Here is a 22,675-nt window from a genome sequence, read left to right as displayed (position 1 = left end):
TTCGATTTACAAATCAATATTCATTCTCAGCCAAAGTCGTCTTCCTGGCTCATTCACTCGATATTTATTTTCAAGCTCATAAGGATAGATTTCTGTGGCTGATCGACTCACAAATTCTGAATAATTTTTGTTAAAAATATTATCCGCGCCGGCAATTACCGTGATGTCATCTTGCACTTTCCATGAAGCATTTAAAGATACCACGCCAAAACCTGCGCCAGGTCCTTTATCTGTGCCGAAGATATTTCCTTGCTCTTTCGCATAACGATGCTGAGAATTCACCACTCGCCAGACAATGCCGGCACTAAATCTCTCATTATGCCAATTAAGACTATTATTCCATTCTAGCGGTGCAATTTGCGCAAGGGGAATATCATCCGTCGTATTTTTGCCGTAAGTATATGCCAAACTACTGCTCAAATTCCAATTAGGCGTAATGTTCCATTGGATTTGCGCTTCTGCACCATAGCGATTGGCATCCACATTTCGAGAGGCTCCTCGATCGATTAAAATATAGTTTTTAATTTGGCTGGCAAAAAATGTTGTTGAGATCGCGATTTGATCATTTTGATAAATAAATCCGAAATCTAACTCGTGGTTCGTCTCTTTTTTAACAAATTCGCCATCGATTTTACTTCTTTCCCAAAAATCAGGAGCTCGTTGTGCCATACCGTATCCCGCATGAAGCATCCAATCATCAATGGAATGTTCATAACGAATAAATGCCGAGTTCAGTGTATTGCGTCTAGTGTGAAGATCTTCCGAAATCTTAGAACTTCTACCAGTATCGGGATAATATTGTGCTTTATTTCGATCATGTCGATATCCGGCAACAATTTTTTGATCATTATTCATAAACCACGAAGATTCCACAAAGAAACCTAAATTGTTAAATTTTTGATTCGGGTTATAAGGCATATTTTGATAATTCAGCACTTCGTTAAAATCAGATTTCATGCCGGTCATTCTTAATTTATGCCGATCATCCATCCAATCAACGCCCACAACGGTTTCCGTATTGGCAAAAGAGAGCTCTGCGAAAAGCTTTGCAGATTGTGTTGTGCGAGCAGGATTACTTACGGCATAATTTCTCTCGCCCTTTGCATCTGGAATCACTTCCCGATAACTAAAGTTATCCATTACATGATCAATTTTATTATGGCTATATTCAAATTGAAGATTCGTCAGCCAATCGGTGATATTTTCTTGTTTTGCTTTAAAACGCCAACTATCTCGATCAAACTTACTGCCATCCATTCCTCGATCTGCATATGCCGTATGGCCACGGCTTCGATCATATCCGATCTCTATCAAAGTATCCGCTGTCGGCGTGAAGCCTAATTCTATGGTTTGGCTCTGTCTTTTATATTGAGAATGAATTTTATCGCCGGCGCCATCTTTATAATCGTGCGATCTATTATAAGTGGCATTTGCGTGTATCCAGCCCCATTGATTGCCAATCACGGCATCGGCATAAGATTCAATACGATCGTATGATCCTCCTAATAGTGACCCTGAAAATTGTGTTGTTAATTCATCAAACCGGCGATCATTTCGAATAAATCGAGCAACACCGCCAATATTTCCAGGTCCATATTGCACCGATTGCGGACCTTTAATAAACATCACTTCATCATAGGATTCAGGATAAATATATGCCGTCGGCGGATCCATTCGACCGCCACAACCTCCTAATATTTGATGATCATTACTTAAGATTCTTAAACGTGAACCACCTAATCCTCTAAATATCGGCTCTCCGCCCCCGCCTCCTTTTCTGGCAACACTCAGATTTGGAATGAGTCTTAATAATTCAGCACCATCTTGTGCCGGCATGGGTTGCATGGCTTCTTTTGGATTAATGATCTGCACATTCGGTTGATTGGATATTTTCGCGATCACTTGAATATCATCTAATGCTTCTTTTTCCTCTTGAGATTCCATTCTATTCACAAATTGTTCAGCAAAAGCCTGCGGTAATATCATCATGACTACCGCGGCATATAGCGCTGTTCGTTTCATAATTCATCCTTAAATTTATGATTTTTCTTATTTTTATTTTTACGACTTCTCTAATTAGCTATTTTGTTAGTGATGTGTTTCTGATGAATGCTCTCCTCCGTGGTTCATTGTGGAATGATCCATTGCTTCGTGATTCATTGAAGAGTGATCCATACCTTTGTGGTTCATTGAGGAATGATCCATCGTTTCGTGGTTCATTGAGGAATGATCCATTGCCTCATGGTTCATTGAAGAATGATCCATAGCTTCGTGATTCATTGAGGAATGATCCATTTCTTCGTGGTTCATTGTGGAATGATCCATCGCTTCGTGGTTCATTGTGGAGTGATCCATGCCCTCATGATTCATTGAAGAGTGATCCATATTTCCATGTGCTCCGTGATCCCCATGTCCACCTTTGCCTAAATCGCTCATAATCATTGATCCCATGTAGTAGATCGTCATTAATAGCACTAAGATGCCGGCAATTTTGCGAGCGCCTTTAGAAGAGAAAAGACTGCCGAAGAAGTTTCCTGAAATGCTCAGCGTTAACATCATGGGTAATGTTCCTAAGCCAAAAAAGAGCATCACTAACGGCGCACCAAATAAGCTTTCAGCACCCAAGCTCATCGCAAATGCCATATACACCATTCCGCAAGGTAATAATCCCCAAGCAAGTCCTGCGGTATAGGCACCAAATAATGTTTTAATCGGGAAGAATTTACGGGTTAATTGAGAAATGGGACGAGATAATTTTCCTAAAGGCTTTTCAATAAAGGCTAAAAACTGCGGGAATCCCATCAATTGTAATGCCACAAATAACATCACAATGCCGGCAAAGTAACGCACGATGAGTTGTAGTGGTTTGAGATCATTCATGGCAATACTTAACAGCATCGCAACAAAGCCGAGCAAAACGTAGGTTGTGATTCGCCCTAAGTTATAACAGATCGCAGAACCAATTTTTTTCTTGTGGGTATTGGCATCCGTATTCATGCCTAAAATGCCGATAATCGGTCCACACATGCCCACACAATGCAGTGAGCCATTAAATCCCACGATGAATACAGCTGTCAGTAATGCAATATCAATCATACAATGCCTTTATTTTATAAGATGTATATACAAGATAAGTGAGTATAGTTGTATATACAGGTTAATTAAGAATGGGTATAGTCTAACGATATTGGAAATAATAATAAAGTTTTTTGATGAAAATTATTTCCAACGCAAATGAAAAATTCTTTAGATTAGCCATGTAACCTAAAGAATTGAGAGCATTTTTAATGTTTTTGGGATGACTGAATCTTCTAAATTTTACTGTGCAACTGGTACCTTGAAGCAGGATAATATTGCTCGGCAACAGAGACGATTTTGTCTTTCATCAACAACTTTTCAGTGACTTTGAAACAGGCATCACTCTTCCCTATTTCTAGAATTTGACGTAAATTCTGATCGGGCACGACCGCTTCTAACGTATGCTTTTGAGTCAAAATAGGCGATAAGCTTTGTAGATATAACGTTGAGCAGTGACGCTCGAAATTTTGCAGTAAATATTGCGGCGCAAATGATTCGACCACATAACGCTTTTCATATTGAATGGGCGCACGATTACTGTAATAGATAATTTCGCTATATTGAAAGCTCTGACCAATGTCATCATATATTTCATCATCCGTAAGCGCGTTTTTAGTCACTTTCCCTAATTGTAAAATCTGACAAGCGTAAGGATTTCCTTCGATTGCAAGCTCTTGAGAAATAGGCATCAACTCAAAAAATGGCACTAACTGGAAAGGCTCTGCCACAAAAGTGCCGGCGCCCTTTTCTCGAAATAGATACCCTTCTTCCGTGAGCTCTTTAAAAGCACGATTTACCGTCATTCTGCTGATATTTAAGATAGCTGAAATTTCATTTTCGGAAGGTAACTTTTGATTAGGTTTCCACACATTATTCGCGATATTATCTAAAATATGCTCTTTAATTTTTTGATACATGGGCAAGGATTGATTGTCTGCCGTTAGAATGTGTAGGAATGATTTAACTGTCATAATAGACCCTAAGTAAAGAGAAAAGCCCTTACAGCTTGAAAATTAGTTTATAATTATCTTGTAAATTTATCACTTTAAGTAATTTAAAGAAAATAAAGGAAAATATGACCTCTACTACCATTTCACAAGCTGAATTCACGATTATGCAAGTTCTATGGTCGCAAAATCAAGCGACGAGTCAAGAAGTCATTTCTATTTTAAGTGATTCTGGTGAATTACAGCCTAATACCATCCAAGTGATGCTGTCGAGATTAGTGCGAAAAGGCGCTGTAGGCGTGCGCAAACGTGGACGATATAATGTCTATTTCCCCACCATTGCCGAAGGCGATCGCTCTAGAACCAAGCCCAATATTGCAGAGCATATCTGCTCGAGAAAAATCGGAAATAAGATTGTAGAATTCATTCAAAACAATCCCTTATCTCATGAAGATTTAGCCAATATCCAAAAAGCATTAACGGCCAAAGAAGCCTTTGCCGTAGAAGAAGTGATGTGCGATTGCCCTCCGGGAACTTGTACTTGCAAGAACTGCAATTGCAAAAAAGAAGATCGAAAATATGCCGTAACGCCGGCAAATAGCAATGTCGAAAAAAAGAGCTCTTGTTGCGGTTAAATTCTTGAGAAAAATATAACGACAATATTGCCCGTAAAAATCAGAAAAAAAGAGATATAAAAAACGCCTAGTAATGATTAACTAGGCGTTTTTTTATGAGAAGTTCATCATTTCAACAATTCTGATCCTTCTGGTTCTTTTCGATGTGATTCTGTTTGATGATTAATATCGGTAGCTAGACTTTATAAGAGATTCTATAACAGCAGAGCCCAAAACCGGCATTGAAATAGAATTTAGAAACCCAGCTTCTGATCCATAATCTAGTGAAATGCTCAGAAACTCTTGATCTGCGGAAACTTGAAATCCGATTCTCGAAGAATCTGCAAATCCAAGCTGATCGGCTCTTGGCATTTTCGCAACATCAAATTTTGTGCCTAAAACATCCGCATTATTTTGTAACACTTGGAGATAATTGTAATACCAATTGCGATCAACATTTTTCCAATCCATCGTTGCCGCTAATAAGATATTTTCGCTATTAATCCCCTGTTTTTTCGTCAGCCATTGACTAAATTTCTCTTTCCCAAATTTTTGCTCTTCTTCAACAATTTGTGGCAACTGGCTAATGCGAATATAGTCCTCTTCATCGCTCCAATAAAAATGGAAATTCAAATCTAACATTCTCACGCCATAAGAACTAGCAAGCATCTCATTCACAAATGGGTAAGCAATCACTGCGGAAACCACTTCGTCATTATTCAATATATCTTCCTGCTGAACCATCTTTAACAGCGGATTTTGAATCGACAGATGATGCATTTTTTGATGCTTTTTATAACTTAAAACGCCTTCACTATTCTTCGCTTCTAACCATTGATAAAACTTCTTCTTATCGCGAATCGAGATGACGGTATGAGCACCGATATCATCGTAATAGATCGTCATATTCGGACCCAATAGATTCATCATTTCAGTGAAGCTAAATCCAACCTTTTCTTGCCATTTTTCGGTAAATTCAGAATAAATCTCGTTTCGCTGTTGAACAATATAAGATGGAGAATATTCACTAGCAAATGAAGGTTTAATTTTACCAATGAGATAGAGCTCAATCATTCTATGAACCGTCGCTTCTGTTGGCGTTGGCAGTAAAACAGCACCTTTTGGCGTTCCGACAGTTTTAAATGAGAAATCATTATGGGCTTTTGGATTAATGCCTAAAAGCTTCTCGGTATCCGCTTGGATCACAAACTTCATCTGTCCTTGCTTGATGTCATTTGTACCATCTCCCATCGCAAAGCCATTAATCTCTTTTGCATAAGGATAGATGGGATGAGAAGCGCCGGCAGCTTCTATTAATCCCGATTTATTGCGTAAATCCATCCATAGGAAATTATTTTGCCCAGTGAGATCAATTTGATTTTCAAAGGCATACATTTCATGATTTTTTTGTACCTTTAATGCCTGAATCTCTTTTTTGAAATCCTCAAAGCTTCCGGGATTTAAGCCGACTTTAACCATAATTCTTTTCGTTTTAGGTGCAAAATAGAATACGGCATTTTCAGTTGCCGCAAATCCCTCTTTATTAAATTGTAAAGGCTCTTTCATTTGTGAGAAGAAATCATCTTGCAAAATGCTGTTCAATGCTTCAATAGAGGCGATATTCACCGGAATAGAGATTAAACCTTTTGCTAAAAGAGAATACGTTCCATCTTCACTTAAAGCGGCAACTTCAATGGGGCCATTGAGCACTTTATAGAGTAACGAAGCGCCAAGCGTAATGGTATTTAAATTCTCTTCGCTGAAATTCAGACCTAAACTCTGAATCCGCTCTCGAAGCACAACTTCATTGCCGATGACTTCTCGATACTCTTTGAGTGCATTGATCGATACTTTTTCTGTCAGAGCTTCATCGTTAGTGCGATTTTTAGGACTAAAAAATTGGCTCACAGGATTGGCAAGACGCACATAAGCAATTGTATCTTGCGGTAATCGATCTCTTAAGTATGCATATTCGCCGATAGAAGCATCTATTTTTGGAACTTTCACAAGGGATTTAACACCAAAATCTCCGGCAAAACCCATCGGCAGAACGCTTAACAGCGTGAAAGATGCCAATGCTAATAATTTTATTTTCATATGTATTCAAACCTTTTTAAAAATCAGAATCAGAATCAAGAAACCATCACTTACTTAAAAAAGTAACTGTCTGATAAGCATATATTTTTATACTTTTAATAACTTCGCAGAAAAATAAACTTTTGTAAATAATAATCTTGTTTTGTAGTATTAAAGAGAGATAGAAGACAGAAAATGCGTCTAAAATCTGGCTTCTAAATATTCATGATTAAGGAGAATTAAATATGTCAAAAACCATCAGAGATGTGACCTTTGAACTTCTTCGTGAACTAGGCATTACCACCGTTTTCGGTAACCCAGGCTCCACAGAAGAAACTTTCCTTAAAGATTTTCCGGAAGATTTCCGCTATATCCAAACGATTCAAGAAGCATCCGCCGTCGGGGCTGCCGATGGTTATGCGCAAGCGACAAGAAAGCCGGCACTTGTGAATGTTCATACTTCTGCCGGTTTAAGTAATGCCATGAGCAATATCTTAACGGCATTTCAAAACAAAACACCGCTCATTATTACTGCCGGCAACCAAACTCGTGAAATGCTCTTAATGGAACCGTGGCTTACAAACGTGGAGCCTTCAATGCTTCCTCGCCCTTGGGTAAAATGGGCTTATGAGCCTGTTCGTGCTGAAGATGTGCCGGCAGCCTTTATGCGCGCTTATGCAACGGCAATGCAGCCGCCTGCGGGACCTGTATTTTTATCTATACCGTTAGATGATTGGGATAAGCCGGCAACTGAAAGCGCTGTGGTTCGTTCTGTGGCAACTCGTATTGGACCTGATCCTCTTCGCCTTAAAGAGTTTGCCGAAGCGCTTAATAGAGCAAAAAATCCGGCATTGATTTATGGTGCGGCGATTCCTCGTGGTCAAGGTTGGGAGCAAGGAATCAAGCTCGCTGAAAAGCTCAACATTCCTGTCTATTCAGCGCCTGCGACAGAAATTACGCCTTTTCCAGAATCTCATCCGTTATATGCCGGTGGTTTACCCTTTGCCATTGAGCCGTTATCGAAAAAATTAGAAGGTCATGATTTAGCGATTATTATCGGTGCGCCGGTATTCCGCTATTATCCTTATGTTGCCGGAGAATATTTGCCGGAAGGTTTGCGCCTGCTTCATATTACTGAAGATCCATCCGAATCAAGCCGAGCGCCGGTGGGTGATAGTTTGTTATCGGATGCTGTTTTAGCGGTGGAAGCATTAACAGAGCTCGTGAATGCGAGAAGCGAAGCACCCACAATTACAAAACAACCGCACGGAATGGCGCCACATCCTGCGGCAAGTGAACCTCCTTCCGTTGATGGTATTTTATCGCCGTTACAACTCTTTACAGCAGTTCGAGAAGCGATGCCGGAGAATGTCATTTTAGTCGAAGAATCTGCCTCAAACTTAGCAGAACTTCATACCGCTTGGCCGATTAATACACCGGATACTTTCTACACCTTTGCGAGTGGAAGCTTAGGTTGGAACTTGCCGGCAAGCGTCGGAATCGCCCTTGCGCAGAAAGATGAGAATACCCATCGCCCTGTTGTTGCAATTATCGGCGATGGCGCAATGCAATATTCCATTCAAGGCTTATGGACAGCGGCGCAACACAACTTGCCGATTCTCTACATCATTCCACGAAATGAAGAATATGCGATTTTAAAATCCTTCGCAGAACTTGAAAATACGCCAAACGTGCCGGGATTAGATTTACCTGGCTTAGATATTGTTTCTTTAGCAAAAGGTTATGGCTGTATCGGGCTTCGATTAGATAATGTGGCAGATATTCAGAAAGCCTGTAAAGAAGCATTCTCGAAAAATGTACCAACCGTGATTGAAGTGCCGATTACTAAAACAATTCCGCCGTTATTGTAATCTCTAATAGCAAAATTGATTCCAATCAAAAGCCAAGAATCAGGAAACAACCTATTCTTGGCTTTTTTCATTTCTACTGAAAAACATGAAGTTAAGAACGAATCTAAAATCAGACTGATATTTCAGATTGATATGAAATAAAGTCATTGCACATGATTTTAAGCAACACCTTGTGATTGATTATATTTTCAACATGTTAATATATTTGAAAATACCGAAAAATATACTTCAAAAGATTAATGGAAGCGCCCTAATGAAAAAATATAAAAAGCTAGATAAGTCTTTATCGCAAGTACAGAAATGGTCTGAAGATATAATATCCTCGGTTGAGGAAGATAGGATGAATAAAGATGATCTATTGCTCTACATTGAAACAGGTGAGAAATCCACATTAGCATCATCAACTCTTGGAGAAATAGCTATTTTTAATTATGCAAATTCTCTGATTCATATGGAAAAAGGTGATATGACAGCATCCCTTAGAATGATGCGAAAAGGAGTAGAAAATTATATATTTAGATTAGTAACAAGATTGTTTACAATTCAAAAATTTTCTAGTCCTGCAAAGATTGATATAGATAGTATTAATCACACTGTATTTACAGCGCTTTCTGTAGGTCTACCAAATCTCGCTCAAAAATTTTATCGGTTTATGATAAATGATTTAGAGACAGGAAATATCGTTACAAACGGTTACACAAATTATATGACTGAATCCCTCCGTTATTCAGCAATGGCAATGACGATTTTCAATGATTTATGGCATCTTTCCGCTCCTGATTTAGAAAGGTTTGCCCTTCTTCAAGATCCTGCATGGATGAAATATGCGAATCATTGGCGAGAAGAAGATGTTGAAAAGTTTTCCGAGATTTTAAATGAAGTGTGCGATCTGCATATTGAGCGAATCGGCATGACGCAGAGAGAGTTTGATTCCGGCAATTATGAGTTTACATCGCCTTTTGAAGCCGTCTATCCTGTGGAAATATTAGCGGTTTTACGTTTACGGGAACAATTCGGCTTACAAAACCCAGAATTAACCCATCCGCTACTCTTAACGCCCTATGCACAAATTACGAGTAAACGCATCGATCAGCCGGTGGAAGATCCATTGTTAGATGATTATCTCAAAGCTCTCCGGAAATATAATCCCGAACTCATCGAAGCTTGGGATCAGTTTGAGGTTTAACTTTTCGTTGATGAGAATGAATTCGGTTCAAGTCTAAAAAAAAGGGATAAATAAGCACTTATCCCTTTTTTATTGCTCATTCAGATTCGCTTATTTCGATTTACTTCTCAAACACCGATAAATCAAACATAATCCGCTCATCATCTAATTCTGCTTGATACGGGATTTCGCCGATCATCGGGATATCTGTGAATGCTTGAATGCCGGCGATATAGTTTTGAAGACTTTTAGAATCGGAAAGATGGTTCGCAATCCAACCTGTAACTTTCAAACCGGCATTTTCAATGGCATCAAAGGTTAAACGCGCATGATTAATCACGCCGAGCTTTAAGCCAACAACAACAATGACCGGCAACTGATTCTCAACAACCCAATCGCTGTAACTCTGCGTGAAGCTTAACGGCGTATACCAACCGCCGGCGCCTTCTACTAAGGTAATGCGAGGTTTTGATTGCCCTGCCTTTTCGCTATTGTTCTTTTCACTTTCTATTCCACGCGCACTATTAAGAGCGACATTTTTACAAATATTTCCGGCAATATTTTCGTGAATGGCTTCTAAATGCCGTAATCCTTCCGTCATTTTGGCAAATTCAATGGCAATGCCGGCTTCATCTGCCAAAATGTGCGGGGCTTCTTCCGCTTCGAAAAAGTATGGATTCACTTCTTCATAGCTTAAATCATCAAAAGAGGCTAAAAGATGCTGATAAGCATCCGGGTTTTTCAAACCGATCTCCGTCATTTCAGCGCCGGAAGCCACAGGTTTATAACCATTTGCCGGCATTTTCGCTTGGTTTAGTGCCGTGAGTAATCTCGTTGTGGCAAAGGTTTTACCAATCTCGGTATCCGTGCCGGTCACAAACCATGTTTTTGTCGGAGTTTTACTGTCCGCCATTTTTTGTCCTTTGATGTTTTAATGTTTAACACAGTGTCATTGTAGAATATAGGCTGATTCATCGCTGGATCGAATGTTTGCATGCTTTTAAATATCACGCGCCAGCAATATTGAAGCCTTTTAGTATTTCCAACTATACGATTCTGAAATAATGATGTTTGATATATAAAAAAATAAATACGTTTTATATCTCCGTTATATTTCAATAATCGCAACTTCATAAGTGAGTTGATACGCGCCTAAATCTTGAAAATATTGCTCTAAACGCCGGTAACTTTCTCTGCCTAATAAGCCTTTACGGCGATTGGGAATTGCCGTTGCACCGATATTTTTAAGGCTTTGAAATAGCGATTTTAGATTAGGAAATGTCACAACTTCCTCATAAAAATGAATCTTTCCTTGGTATTTTTTGATCGTTTCTTCTAATTGCGCTTTCGTTACAAATTCTAAAATATGCGAATCATTATCAATTTGCCGAAACGCATCTGAAAGCTCTCTCAGAGTGCCTTCTACAATGGTGGCAATCAGAACATTTTTTGCAGTATTTTTTGCCGTATTTTTTGACATAGAATTTTGTTGAACTTTCGAAACGCGCACCAATTCCGCAATGGCATTTTCCAAAGAATGACACCATTGAATCGCAAGGCTACTTAATACCAGATCAAACTGATGATCTTCAAATGGAAGCTGTTCGATATCGCCTTTTGTATAAGCCTGATAGACATTACGCGCCTTTGCCACTTCCAACATTTCTGCGGAAAGATCTAATGCCGCAAGATGTAAGCTCGGAAATGCCGAGGAATCTTCTAAATCTACAACTGATTGTGAAGATGCTTCCATTTGCGATATTTCCATTTTCAAAGCTTGATAACGTTTTGCAAATGCTTCTCCTACATATCCCGTTCCTGCGCCGGCATCTAATACTGTAAATGTTGTATGAAGTGCATTAAGTGCGTTATCGGTTTGAGCCGTTGTTTGTGTTCTATCTACGGTTGATTCTTCTGTATTTCGAATCGTATGTTGAATGATATGTTCTAGTACATATTCTACTAAGCGATCTGCAATTCGGCGTTGAACGACGGCAACGGAATCATAAATGCCGGCATTTTGTCCGAACTTTGCTTTAATCACAGGCTTTGCGACAACATTCAAAGAATCCTCCGCTAAATCTGCTAGATCTTTACGATACGCATAGTTATCTAAATCAGGATCTGTATCTATATCAGCATTCCTAACTAGCTCTTCATGAGATGCTTTCATCCCATCTGCCTTAATATCTCTCGCCGAGATCGAACTCATGATGTTTTCATTATTTGTTTCATTCATTTCGTTATTCACTGGTCATTCATTGCCATTCGTCGCGTATTGTTACTAAATCTCTAAATCTTTTAAATCTAAGTTCTTTGGCGCTAAGTCAAAATAATAATGATTCATCGCCTTTTCAAGTGCGGTAATTAGCTGATCAATCATTTCGGTAGTATGTTCTGCCGTAATTGTCATTCGTAACCTTGCCGTATTTGGAGGAACGGTTGGCGGACGAATGGCGGATACCCAAATCCCTTGCGCTCGCAGTAACGCTGAAATATCCATTGCCATTTGATCTTCCCCAATCACTAAAGGCTGAATCGGGCTATCTGAATCGAGAAGATATGGTAATGAAGGTAATGAAGGTAATGAAGCGTGATGAGAAGATTCGTTAGCAATCGCTTCTTGTAAATTCTTCTCTAACCCTTGTAACGTTTTTGCCATTTCCGCTTTGAAATAATGAATATTCTCTTGTAAACGTTTCCGGCGTTCATCGCCTTCAAGTGATTCAATGAGATTAATCGCTTCCAATAAAGTCACAGCTTGTACAGGTGGAATTGCCGTACTATAAATCAACGGTTTTGAAAATTGCACAAAGTATTCCGCAAGTTCCCGAGAAAGAAGCACTGCTGCACCGCTACAACCAAAGGCTTTACCAAATGTCACAATGAGAATATCTGGATGAATGCCGGCAGAATCACAAGTTCCTCGACCTTTTTCACCGATAATGCCAATGCCGTGTGCATCATCGACCATCAGGAGTGTATTCTCATGATCCTTATCATTACTACTGTTGCCCTTTAGGACTTTCGCAATCTCTGCCAATGGCGCTTGATCGCCATCCATACTGAAAATCCCTTCCGTAATCACTAAACGGCCGGCGTTTTCAGGAAGTGGTTTGTCTAAATAGCTCTGGAGAGATTCAATATCATTATGTTTAAAGCGATACAATCTCGCCGGTGATAGCATTGCCGCTTCTAATAGTGAAGCATGAGATAACCGATCGGCAATCATGACATCTTCACGCGCCATCAGTAATTTAATGACGGCTTGATTTGCCGTAAATCCGGAAGGATAAACAATCGCTCGATCATATCCGAGCCAATCGGCAAGCTTTGCTTCAAGTTCCGCTAAAGGTTCACTATATCCCGTAACGTGCGGAGAACCGCCACTGCCAACGCCATATTGCTGCGCGCCCTTTATTGATGCGGCAATCATAGAAGGATGATGCGCTAATCCTAAGTAATCATTCGAAGAGAAATTTAGGAATTCCTGAACTTTTATCGTTTCCGTATCTTCCGTAGCTTTTTCATCTTTCACACGAATCGTTACTGGCGTATCTGTAACGCCACATACTATTCGCTTACGAAAACGATCTTTCTCTCTCTGCATATCAATCGCTTCTTTGATTCTATTATTCCACGTCATTGAATCTATCTGATCCTTTCTAGTTTCTTATAGTTGTCATTGAGGTATTGCCATTAAGATTTTGTGCATTTCGTCACTTTAGGTTAAAAGCCCATATGTCCTTTTCAGATTTTTGGTAATGAATGCATCCACTAATCAGCATAAATTAAACAATTATTTACATCTAAAACCATGATTTTATCTGCTCTGAGAATCCTATATTGCCGGCATATCAGCACTACTCATGCGGGATTTATAGTACCATAGAGCAATTCTTTGCCTATTAAGAATTGATCTATTCAAGAACTATTCAAAAATATTACAGGTAGCAATCCCCAAAAACCTGACAATATTTTACGAATAGATCACTAATAAAATAAACCGACATAACCCAAAAGATTTAAGAGAAGATACGAGATCATGAGCACTATTGATTTAGAATTTGATACAAAGCATATTTGGCATCCTTATACCTCAATGAGCGAACCGCTTCCCTGTTATCCCCTGAAATCTGCTAATGGCGTGATGCTCCAGTTAGAAAATGGGCAAGAATTAGTAGATGGCATGTCTTCTTGGTGGGCGGTGTTGCATGGTTATAATCATCCTGTGATGAATGAAGCGATTCAAACGCAATTATCGAAAGTATCGCATGTGATGTTTGGCGGATTAACCCATCAGCCGGCGATTGATCTTGTGCAAAAGCTGATTGAACTCACACCGGAAAAGCTCGAATGTGTGTTTTTGGCAGATTCAGGCTCTGTTGCGGTGGAAGTGGCACTGAAAATGGCGTTTCAATATTGGCATGCAAAAGGAGAAAGTGGAGAAACGTCAGATAATGGGAATAACGGCGAACTGAAAAAACGTCATCGCGTGCTCTCTCTCTCGCATGCGTATCACGGCGATACGTTTGGCGCAATGGCGGTATGTGATCCGGCAAATTCGATGCATTCTCTCTATGGCGATTATCTTCCAAATCATCTTTTTGCAGATACGTTCACAATTGGCTTTGATGAACCTTGGGAAGATTCGGCGGCGGATAATCTTCGTGCGCTTTTCAAGGAACATCATGAAGAGCTCTTTGTCGTGATTGCCGAACCCATTGTGCAAGGCGCCGGCGGCATGCGCTTTTATCATCCCAATTATCTGAAAGTACTCCGTGAACTTTGCGATGAAACCGGCGTACTGCTGATCTTAGATGAAATCGCCACAGGTTTTGGGCGTACCGGAAAATTCTTTGCCTCCGAACATGCCGGCATTGAACCCGATATTCTCTGTCTGGGAAAAGCGCTTACCGGCGGTTACTTAACGCTCTCGGCGGTATTAACCACAAGGCACGTTGCCGAAACCATTAGTAACGGCGATGCGAAATGCTTTATGCACGGCCCAACCTTTATGGGAAATCCCCTTGCCTGCGCCGCTGCTAACGCCAGTTTATCGTTACTTGATAATGGCCAATGGCAAGAGAATGTCGCGCGCATTGAAGCGCAGTTAAAAGAAGAGCTTTTAACACCGTTGCAGAATCATCCTGAGATTGAAGATGTCCGAGTTTTAGGCGCAATCGGCGTGGTAGAACTGAAAAAGCCGGTAAACCAAGCGAAAATTCAACAATACTTTGTCGAAAACGGCGTGTGGATTCGCCCCTTTAATAAACTCGTCTACATCATGCCTCCATTTGTAACATCTCAAGAAGAACTCTCCCAGCTCACAAATGCCGTTGTATCGCTCTTACAACGAGAAGATTTTGCAGATTTTGTACTTTAGTCGATGAAAGATCTAAAGAAAAATTTGTAATTTATTAACGAATAAATCATTACAGATTTCAGAATGTAGTGATCGCATAATTGTGTGATCACTCAATATCGCTAATACTGTTAATACTAAAAAGAAGCTTTCTCTTCAAATGCGGGCGCAAGATTGATAAAAGAGTGCAGAAATTCTCTCCCGCCATGTATCAGCTCTTCTTATCCATACATTTAAGATTTAAGGATCATGAAAATGACTCATTCAGCGAACTCAAATCCGCACACGATTCAAATACAACTTTCAGAAGCATCAGCGCCGAAAACCCTTATTTACTATTCCAATGATGCCGAAGAATCAGATCACAACGAAGATTGCTTACTCTTCCTTCATGGCATCTTAGGCGATGGCAGAACGTGGATTCCTTATCTGGATCAATTTCCTAGGATGAAAACGGTGTCGCTCACGCAATCAGGTTTCAGCGAGAATAATGATGAAAAAAAAGATTCCGAAGATTCTGAAACGCTCTTTGATACGGCAATTCATGCAGAAGAACTCTCGGCATTTTGTAAGGCGCTCAATCAACAAGATCAAACGCCCAATCGAAAATTTAAAGTTGTCGCATGGTCATACGCTTGCCATGTTGCGCTCTTAGCTGCGCAAGAAAATCCGGAATTGTTTATATCCTTAACGCTCTATGAACTCATCGTGCCAAGTTACGGCATGACGGAAGAAGATCAAGCGCTCTTCACGCAAGATCTTACTAAAATGATGAGTCTGATCATTAAAGCTTATCGCCGTAATCAGCCGGAAAAAGCGATGGATCACTTTATCTCGGCATGTAAAAATGCGCCATATTCGCTTTCAGAGCAAGCGGAATCGATCCAAATCATCAAACAAGATAACGCGCAAAGCTTACAAAAGCTCTTAACGCAGAAAGAGCCAAAAGCGATCTCGCAAAAAGACTTATTAGCAATTGATCAATCCGTACCAATTACCATTTTGGTGGGAGAAAACTCTAGAGGAATCTTTCAGCTAAGTTCAAAAAATGCCGCCAACTCTCTGAATAAAACAGTACAAATCATTCCAAATGCCGATCATCTATTGCCGGAAGAGATGCCGGAGGTGTTTGGGAAAGTGCTGAAAGATATTTTGAATGATGCTTTATAAAAAGAGGATTTATCCTAAATAATCATCAGTAAATACGGATTAAATATCTATTAAATATGGAGATGTTTTATAGATGTCTTATAGGATTTATAAATATTTTAAGTGCTTTTCCCATAAATAGATATCTCATCCTAAGAAAGAATGCGAATTCGGATATGAATAAATATAAATATTCGTTATATTACTTAAAATAATCAAGAAAATCGGTTCAATAACGAACTTACTATTTTAAAAATAAAACTAGCTCTAAAGCTAGATAAAGGCTTATAGGTAATATGACTAAATATACGGAAGAAGATACTAAATTTCGCTTTATTTCTCCTGCGATTGTTAAGCAAGCTGGCTGGGAAGAGAAATATATTCGTATGGAACGTTATTTTACAGATGGACAAGTTTTAGTACGTGGAAACCGTAGAAAAAGAGGTAAAGCGAAAAAGGCAGATTATCTCTTATTAAGTAAAAATATGGAAACGCCGCTTGCGATTGTTGAAGCAAAAAGTATTGATAAATCTCTTGAAAGCGGTCTGCAACAAGCCATTGAGTATGCAACGATTTTAGATGTACCTTTTGCCTATTCTAGTAACGGACAAGGATTCATCGAGCGAGATATGCTAACCGGCATTGAGCGAGAATTACCCTTAGATCAATTCCCAACACAGGAAGCGCTTTGGAATCGCTATGTGAAAGATAAAAATCTCACGCCGGAAGAAGAAAAGATGATTGAAGAACCCTACTTCGTCGATCCTATCACAAAGAATATGACACCTCGATATTATCAACGAATTGCCATTGATAGAACGATTGAAGCCGTTGCAAAAGGTCAAAAGCGTATTCTTTTAGTCATGGCAACAGGAACGGGAAAAACCTATACGGCATTCCAGATTATTTGGCGCTTGAAGAAAACAAAGCCCAATATGAAAGTGTTATATTTAGCAGATCGCAATATCTTAATTGATCAAACCATCACTGATGATTTCAAGCCCTTTGAAAAAGTGATTACCAAAGTTCAAGGCGGAAAATTAGATAGCTCTTATGAAATTTATATGAGTTTATATCAGCAACTTGCCGGCGAAAATGGCGAGGAAGCATTTAGACAATTTCAGCCTGAATTTTTTGATCTCATTATTGTGGATGAATGTCATCGTGGAAGCGCAAAAGAAGAATCTCAATGGCGACAAGTGATCAATTACTTTAGTTCAGCGGTGCAAATCGGTTTAACGGCAACGCCGAAAGAATCGAAAGATGTGAGCAATATTACCTACTTTGGCGAACCGATTTACACCTATTCTTTAAAGCAAGGGATTGAAGATGGATTCCTTGCGCCTTATAAAGTCCTTCGTATCAGCATGGATCGAGATGTGGAAGGATGGCGACCGGAAAAAGGTAAAAAAGATATTCATGGCAATTTCGTAGAAGATCGAGAATATGATCAGAAAGACTTTGATAAAACGCTCATTATTGATGAAAGAACAGAGCTCGTTGCCAAGCGTGTTACGCAATGGTTAAAAGAGAATGGTAGAGATAGCAAAACGATTATCTTCTGTGTTGATATCGATCATGCAGAGCGAATGCGCCAAGCGATGGTGAATGAAAATAGCGATATCGTTAAAGATCATCCTGATTACATTATGCAAATTACCGGCGATAACAAAGAAGGTAAAAAACGCTTAGATGATTTTATTAATGTCCATGAACCTTATCCCACAATCGTTACTACTTCTAAACTGCTAACAACCGGCGTGAACTGCAAAACCTGTAAGCTCATTGTGTTAGATAGTAATATTCAATCCATGACTGAATTTAAACAGATTATTGGTCGTGGAACTCGCTTAAATACGGATCATAAAAAATGGTTCTTCACCATTATGGATTTTAAGAATGTCACTCGCCTCTTTTCAGATGAGGAGTTTGATGGCGAACCGATTGTGATTATTGAAGAACCTATTATTCCCGGCGAAGGGAACGAAGATCCGGAAGAGCCGATCATTGATGGAGATGATTTCGATGGCGATGATTGGGAAGATGATGAGGATTATCCTGATATTACCGGCGAACCTGAATTTCCGATTTCTAACAAAATTCGTGTTCGTGATGTTGAAGTAAAGATTATCAATGAGCGCTATCAAACCTTAGATTCTGATGGGAAGTTAATTACAGAAGATCTGCAAGATTTTACCAAGCGCAATATCTTAGATGAATATGCAACGTTGAATGATTTCCTTCAAGCATGGAATTCTGCCGAGAAAAAACAAGCGATTATTAAGGAGCTTGAAGATCAAGGCATTTCTTTAGAGCTTTTAGAGAAAGCTTCCGGCAATAAAGATTATGATCCTTTTGACCTCATCATGCATATTGCTTACGATAAAAAACCTTTAACAAGAGCGGAACGAGTGAACGGCGTTAAAAAGCGCAATTATCTCTATCAATATGATGAAGTGTGCCAAAAAGTGTTATCGGCACTACTTGATAAATATATGAATGAAGGAATTGCGCCTTTAGAAGATGTCAGCGTTCTCAATAATAATCCGTTTGATCTGATTGGTAGCCCGATTAAAATCGCAAAAATGTTCGGCGGAAACGAAGAGTATTTACAAGCGGTGATGGGATTACAAAATGCACTATATGCGACAGAAAATTACGCGCAATAGAATGATTGAGATTAAGGTTTATGGATGAATTCTGAGAATTCACGAAATCAGGTTTTAAGTTTTGAAGACCTGATTTTAAAAATCCGATTTTCATAACCTTGTGATATAACAAAAGCTGATTCATCGCTGGGTCGAATGCTTGCATGCTTCTCAATATCCCGCGCCAGCAAGAAGATACAAATATGCAAGTTGTGAACTTTGAGCTTCATATCAGAGTTCTCAATAATCCAATATCAGCAGATTTTTGATGATTCAAATCTTATATGCTTCTGAAAAGTTAATACCGGCAATATTTGTTCCTTTGAGAATTTCTTTAGAATTGTTAGAACCTTAAATTGCTTTAAACTGAGATTTTGATTATTTTTCAGATTTCAAATTTTCAAATTCAAAAAACGTTATTTCGATATTTCGATACAAATAAAAACCCGCACCAAGATTTCAGTGCGGGTTTGATCTTTATTATAATGATGAAATCGAATCTTTCGGCGCTTCCGGCATTAGCGTGAGCATGACCATTAAACGTTAAAAACTCTATTTAAATCACTATTGGAATCAGGCAAGCAATTTTTAACAATCATCATTCTCTTCAATAATCATGATTAGCCTATCGCTTGTTGTTTATTGCGTTAGCTCATTCAACTGCTCAACCTTCCCTAAAACCTTCTCAAGCTCCGCAACAATTCGATGTTGTTCTGCAAGTGGAGGTAAAGGCACTAAACCCTGTCTAAATTTCTGATCATTTATTGCTGGATATGCAACACCTTTTGCATTCTCATTGTCATTGGCATACGAATTAAAAAAAGGTGATATTAGAAAATATAATAAAAATTGATTCATCACAAGAAAAGGCGTTGATAGAACTGCAAAGCCGGTACTAACTATTGGTTCAGGGATAATTTCCTTATCAATAATGCAAGTATTCAACAAATATGGGCGTACGGTAGAATAGATAACATCCCCTTTCTGAACAATTTTTCTAGCTCTTGATGGCGCAGCTTTAGCTTCCAAAATCGCTAAATCCTCTCCTAGAATCTGTTTCTTATTATTTATTGAAGATATATCAATATACGTGAATTGATTTGTTGGAGTTTTTTGTCCTCGATTATAGGTAATTTCTCCTAATCTCACCCAAACCCAATTTTCAGGAATCTCGAAAGGAATTTCTTCTTCTGTGATTGCCGGTAATGGTTTCTCTTTGCGAATGATTTTCTCTTCTACTAATCGGGCTTTCTCTGCTTCGATTTCGGCAAGCAGTTCTCTTGCATCGCCATCTTCCGACAATTGCTTTGTGAGTTTCCCTTCAATTGCCGATTGCAATAGAGATGCACGAAGCTTATTGGGGAAATTCTTCTGAATCTCATAAAGCTTCATTTCATCCTCTTTCAGCGAATCTACCTTTGCTAAAGCGATTTCGATGGCTTCTACAATTCTTTGTTGTTCTGAAAGTGGAGGAAGAGGAATAATCATATTGGATATATCTCGTAAAACCCAATTCTTATTTCCTACACCTTTAGTTCCTGCTTTAGCTTGTTGCTGTGCTAAAGGCGTTTGAATCATTAAGCATAAAAAATAATTACAAACTTCTTTAGGAATTTTTAATAATGCTAAACTGACAAAAATACTAAACTCAATATCTGTTTCAATTACTAGAGGAACACCTGTCGTACCAATTTTGGATAAAAGTATATCCCCTTTTTCAGGATGACATCTTTTTATAAGCTGTTCATGTTCTTCTTGGGAAATAAATTTTGTTTGTTCTAAATCTAAAAAACCCTTCGTTATATTTTTTACTGATAAGAATGGTACCCCACTTTCTATATATTTAGGAGTATGATGCGCGCCATCAGTTATAAGTAAACATAAGTCTTTCATTCTTACCCAAACCCAATTTTCAGGAATCTCGAAAGGAATCTCTTCTTCTGTGATTGCCGCCAAGGGTTTCTCTTTACGGATTATTTTCTCTTCTACTAATCGGGCTTTTTCCGCTTCGATTTCGGCAAGCAGTTCTCTTGCATCGCCATCTTCCGGCAATTGCTTTGTAAGTTTTCCTTCAATTGCCGATTGCAAGATAGAGGCTTTTAATCTATCAGCGATTAATACTGAACTCATTCTTGCACCTCTTCATCTAAATCAATCCCGATAAAGTGGGCGATATCTGTAACCGCTTTATCAATACGCGCATTTAAAGTGGTGCGTTTTTGATGATAATCCCGAATGGTTTCTTCTGGGCTTAATACTTCTTCTTCAAGGCTTGGATATCCGCATAAATCCAAGTTAAAGCCATTAGCAACAATGGATTCTTTACTAAACTTTTGCGCTTTGAAGGTTTCTGTTTCCACATCCGCAATCACTTCACGTTGATTCCACCATGCAATACATTTCTCAAAATGCTCAAACTTCATCGGACGAGTTTTAGAGAAGTTTTTATAACCTTCCGGCATATCAAAACGATAAAACCACACATCTTCTGTTTTCTTGCTGTTATCGAAAAAGAGAATATTCGTTGTAATCGAAGTATATGGCGCAAATACGCTATTGGGTAAACGCACAATAGTGTGCAAGTTAAAGTCTGTAATGAGTTTCTTCTTAATGGCTGTCTTTGCGCTATCTGCACCGAAGAGAAAACCATCGGGAATAATAATCGCACAACGACCGCCACCTTCAGAAAGGTGCTTTAAACGATACATCGCAACAGACATGAAAAGATCGGCAGTTTCACCGCTTTGTAGCTCTTTCGGGAAGTTGTTTTTAACGAAATCGCTCTCTTTACCGCCGTAAGGAGGATTCATAATCACAATATCAAAACGATCTTCCGGCTTATATTCTCGAACATTTCCCTCTAAACCATTGCCATGAACTAGCATCGGATTATCCAAATCATGAAGTAATAGATTTGTAACGCCGAGCATATGCGGTAAAGGCTTTTTCTCAATGCCAAATAAGCTTTTTTGAAATAGCTCTCGATCTTCCACCGTTTCCACTTGGCGATCTAAGACTTTTAACGTAGAAGTTAAAAATCCGCCCGTTCCACAGGCGAAATCCGCCACTCTTTCACCGAGTTTTGGCTGTAATATTTCCACCATAAAATCCGTCACGGCGCGTGGCGTATAAAACTCACCGGCATTACCGGCACTTTGTAAGCTTTTTAAGATGGTTTCATAAATCTCACCAAAAGCATGTTTATCATCATATTCATCAAAATCAATATCATCGATAAGATTGATCACTTGGCGCAATAAGATCCCATCTTTCATATATTGGTTCGCATCTTCAAAGATATTTTTCACAATCAACTGCTTCATCGGCGTATTAATATCTACCGGCAGATTTTTAAGTGTTGGAAATAGGGTTTGGTTCACAAAATCTAATAAAGCTTCGCCAGTAAGCGCCTTGCCATCTTTACGATCTTTTGCCCAATTTTGCCATTTTAATTCATCAGGAATAATGGATTGGTAAGTAGGATCTGTAAATGCCCAGTTTTCCTCTTTACTGCCATAGATTTTTAAGAAAATCATCCAAGTCATCTGTTCTATACGTTGCGCATCGCCATTAATTCCGCTATCGCCACGCATAATATTTTGAATTGATTTCACAAAACTACCTAAACTCATTAAAACCACCTATTGTTTGATCATTTATTACGAGATATCCGCATGCTTTTTGATGCGGAGATCTATCATACGCTATCTTCGGATTATTCTCCGTTTAAGCACGAGGAAGAAGCGCGTTTGCTTAAAGTTT

General features: G+C 39.0%; 15 protein-coding genes. 6 read left to right on the top strand and 9 right to left on the bottom strand.

The features are described 5' to 3' along the window. Positions 1–6: 6 nt before the first annotated feature. The 3 genes from ACYSN2_RS04530 to ACYSN2_RS04520 all read right to left on the bottom strand — a co-directional run bounded on the left by ACYSN2_RS04530 (position 7) and on the right by ACYSN2_RS04520 (position 4,049). Entirely contained in the window at positions 7–2,022 is a 2,016-nt protein-coding gene (locus ACYSN2_RS04530) for a TonB-dependent copper receptor (protein ID WP_461749070.1), read from the bottom strand. Between the two features lie 66 nt (positions 2,023–2,088). Beyond that, positions 2,089–3,096 carry an urease accessory protein UreH domain-containing protein gene (locus tag ACYSN2_RS04525; RefSeq protein WP_461749069.1) on the bottom strand — a complete coding sequence of 336 codons (1,008 nt, stop codon included), beginning with the start codon at positions 3,094–3,096 and terminating at the stop codon, positions 2,089–2,091. 215 nt (positions 3,097–3,311) lie between these two features. Beyond that, complete coding sequence (locus ACYSN2_RS04520) at positions 3,312–4,049, bottom strand: GntR family transcriptional regulator (protein ID WP_461749068.1); 738 nt, start codon at positions 4,047–4,049, stop codon at positions 3,312–3,314. A 104-nt stretch (positions 4,050–4,153) separates the two neighbouring features. Between ACYSN2_RS04520 and ACYSN2_RS04515 the strand changes: the two genes are divergently transcribed. Further along, a complete protein-coding gene (locus ACYSN2_RS04515; protein WP_461749067.1) occupies positions 4,154–4,660 on the top strand; it encodes a BlaI/MecI/CopY family transcriptional regulator in 507 nt (168 codons plus the stop codon). A gap of 162 nt (positions 4,661–4,822) precedes the next feature. Here ACYSN2_RS04515 and ACYSN2_RS04510 read toward each other — a convergent pair whose 3' ends face one another. Further along, the gene (locus ACYSN2_RS04510) at positions 4,823–6,736 is read right to left on the bottom strand and encodes a hypothetical protein (protein ID WP_461749066.1); all 1,914 of its coding nucleotides are present in this window, start codon (positions 6,734–6,736) and stop codon (positions 4,823–4,825) included. Positions 6,737–6,960: 224 nt separating this feature from the next. On the opposite strand from ACYSN2_RS04510, the gene mdlC reads away from it, so the two are divergent. Together mdlC and ACYSN2_RS04500 are read left to right on the top strand one after the other, a co-directional pair. After that, positions 6,961–8,586, top strand: a complete 1,626-nt coding sequence (gene mdlC / locus ACYSN2_RS04505) for a benzoylformate decarboxylase (protein WP_461749065.1) — start codon at positions 6,961–6,963, stop codon at positions 8,584–8,586. Positions 8,587–8,926: 340 nt separating this feature from the next. Next, a complete protein-coding gene (locus tag ACYSN2_RS04500) occupies positions 8,927–9,772 on the top strand; it encodes a hypothetical protein (RefSeq protein ID WP_461749064.1) in 846 nt (281 codons plus the stop codon). Between the two features lie 100 nt (positions 9,773–9,872). Here the strand turns inward: ACYSN2_RS04500 and bioD are convergent, their stop codons facing one another. The 3 genes from bioD to ACYSN2_RS04485 form a co-directional block, all read right to left on the bottom strand. Next, on the bottom strand, positions 9,873–10,664 hold the full coding sequence (bioD, locus tag ACYSN2_RS04495; RefSeq protein ID WP_461749063.1) for an ATP-dependent dethiobiotin synthetase BioD: 792 nt from the start codon (positions 10,662–10,664) through the stop codon (positions 9,873–9,875). A 195-nt stretch (positions 10,665–10,859) separates the two neighbouring features. Further along, the gene (locus ACYSN2_RS04490; RefSeq protein ID WP_461749062.1) at positions 10,860–11,990 is read right to left on the bottom strand and encodes a methyltransferase domain-containing protein; all 1,131 of its coding nucleotides are present in this window, start codon (positions 11,988–11,990) and stop codon (positions 10,860–10,862) included. A gap of 45 nt (positions 11,991–12,035) precedes the next feature. Continuing rightward, positions 12,036–13,397 (bottom strand): aminotransferase class I/II-fold pyridoxal phosphate-dependent enzyme, encoded by a 1,362-nt coding sequence (locus tag ACYSN2_RS04485; RefSeq protein ID WP_461749061.1) that lies wholly within the window; start codon positions 13,395–13,397, stop codon positions 12,036–12,038. A gap of 399 nt (positions 13,398–13,796) precedes the next feature. On the opposite strand from ACYSN2_RS04485, the gene bioA reads away from it, so the two are divergent. The 3 genes from bioA to hsdR all read left to right on the top strand — a co-directional run bounded on the left by bioA (position 13,797) and on the right by hsdR (position 18,934). Beyond that, a complete protein-coding gene (bioA, locus tag ACYSN2_RS04480) occupies positions 13,797–15,137 on the top strand; it encodes an adenosylmethionine--8-amino-7-oxononanoate transaminase (RefSeq protein ID WP_461749060.1) in 1,341 nt (446 codons plus the stop codon). Positions 15,138–15,371: 234 nt separating this feature from the next. After that, on the top strand, positions 15,372–16,286 hold the full coding sequence (locus ACYSN2_RS04475) for an alpha/beta fold hydrolase (RefSeq protein WP_461749059.1): 915 nt from the start codon (positions 15,372–15,374) through the stop codon (positions 16,284–16,286). A gap of 275 nt (positions 16,287–16,561) precedes the next feature. Next, a complete protein-coding gene (gene hsdR / locus ACYSN2_RS04470; RefSeq protein WP_461749058.1) occupies positions 16,562–18,934 on the top strand; it encodes an EcoAI/FtnUII family type I restriction enzme subunit R in 2,373 nt (790 codons plus the stop codon). Between the two features lie 618 nt (positions 18,935–19,552). Here hsdR and ACYSN2_RS04465 read toward each other — a convergent pair. After that, positions 19,553–21,043, bottom strand: coding sequence for a restriction endonuclease subunit S (locus tag ACYSN2_RS04465; RefSeq protein ID WP_461749057.1), 1,491 nt, complete (start codon positions 21,041–21,043; stop codon positions 19,553–19,555). After that, entirely contained in the window at positions 21,040–22,545 is a 1,506-nt protein-coding gene (locus ACYSN2_RS04460) for a class I SAM-dependent DNA methyltransferase (RefSeq protein ID WP_461749056.1), read from the bottom strand. The genes ACYSN2_RS04465 and ACYSN2_RS04460 overlap by 4 nt, the downstream gene beginning before the upstream one ends. Positions 22,546–22,675 lie beyond the last annotated feature (130 nt).

The organism is Ignatzschineria sp. LJL83 (genome assembly GCF_054871845.1).
Note: the sequence above shows the minus strand (reverse complement) of the source record. Positions and strands in the feature narration are given on the sequence as shown.